Annotated in this window: 1 protein-coding gene and 1 pseudogene; one reads left to right on the top strand and one right to left on the bottom strand. The window is 63.6% G+C overall.

Annotation, left to right across the window (positions count from 1 at the left end; translation table 11 throughout):
• Positions 1 to 176: pseudogene (locus tag G6N73_RS37830) on the top strand (CBS domain-containing protein); the annotation flags it as partial.
• A 60-nt stretch (positions 177 to 236) separates the two neighbouring features.
• Here the strand turns inward: G6N73_RS37830 and G6N73_RS35640 are convergent.
• Positions 237 to 1,364: molybdopterin oxidoreductase family protein (locus G6N73_RS35640; protein ID WP_165034537.1), on the bottom strand; the 1,128-nt coding region annotated here is incomplete at its 5' end.

The raw sequence follows: 1,364 nt of genomic DNA, 5'->3' as shown, positions 1-1,364 counted from the left end.
TGCCCTTGGTGATGGCGATCATGACCGAGCAGCGCACGCGCCACGTGCTGGTCATGCAGGGCAACACCCCTGTCGGCGTGGTCAGCATCGGCGACGTGGTCAAGCACCGGCTCGACGAATTGCTGCTCAACGAGCAGGTGCTGTGCGAATACATTGCCGGGACCGGCTATCACTGACGACGCCAGCTCGGGTGAGACGCAGGGTTAGCGCAGGCCGTGGGGAAGCCCGGCAATGCCTCAACCCAGTTCCTCAGGCTCCGCCCGGAGTCTGTCGACGGGGGCGATCTCGAAGGCCGCCTGCACCTTTTGAACCTCCACCGGACATGGGTATTCGCCCCGCCGCATCAGGCTGTTGAGATGCAGGGTACTGTAGTTTTCGGGAACGAACACGAGGCCTTTGGGGAAATTCTTGTTGATCTTGAGCTGCGCCGACAGTTCGCCTTGGGCGGATCGCACGACCACCTGATCGCGATCCGAAAGGCCGAGTTGCGCGGCATCCCATCTGCTCATCTCGACATACGGGTCGTCGGCGACCGTATTCAGGATCGACGACCGTTCGGAAAGATATCCATTGTGGAAGAGGCAGTTGCCGGTGATCAGCATGAGCCTATCGGCTGCATTCGAGGCAGGCGGGGGCGCGAAGAACTCGCCTGCCGATGCCGTCGGGGCCGTCTTGGTGAATGCTCCGTCGGCGCCAAGCCCGTCCTGCGTCAGCCCCTGATAGGCCGGAACCAGCCGGGCGATCTCACCGAAGATTTCATCCTGCATCGACGGTCGCAACACCTGACCGCGGAGCGCCGCGACGAAGTCGAAGATCGCCAGATTGCCTCGCGCCTCGAAGGCCGGTTCGCGGAACTTGCAGACCTTCTGGGTCCGGCCCTCGTTGTTGGTGAACGTGCCGGTTTCCTCGCCATAACCCGCCGCGGGTAGGACGACATCGGCGAGGCCGGCCGTATCCGTGAGGAACGTGTCCTGCACGATCAGGAGATCGGCGGCACCAAGCGCCCGCTTCACGAATTCCCGGTCTGGATAGGCCATCAGGGGATCGCTTCCGGCGATATAAAGCGCGCCCATCCGCCCCGCGTCACAGAGCTCCAGCATGGCGTTGAAATCCGCGCCCGGTTCAGACGGGATTTCGGCGCCCCAGGCCCCCTCGAGAGTAGTGCGCGCCGCATCATCGTTGACCGGGTGCAGCCCCGGCAGTGCCGCCGGCAGAACCCCCATGTCCCAGGCGCCCAACTGGTTGGCACGGTCGAAGAGGAACTGCATCGCCAGGTCCTTGCCGAATACGCGGAGAAGCTGCAACAGGTTTCTGAGTTGCTGCAACGTCGCGCGCGCTTCGGGTGATCTCAGGAGATCGGCGCT

It is taken from the genome of Allomesorhizobium camelthorni, assembly GCF_011045125.1.
GTDB lineage: Bacteria > Pseudomonadota > Alphaproteobacteria > Rhizobiales > Rhizobiaceae > Allomesorhizobium > Allomesorhizobium camelthorni.
This window is presented reverse-complemented; position numbering and strand designations above follow the sequence as displayed.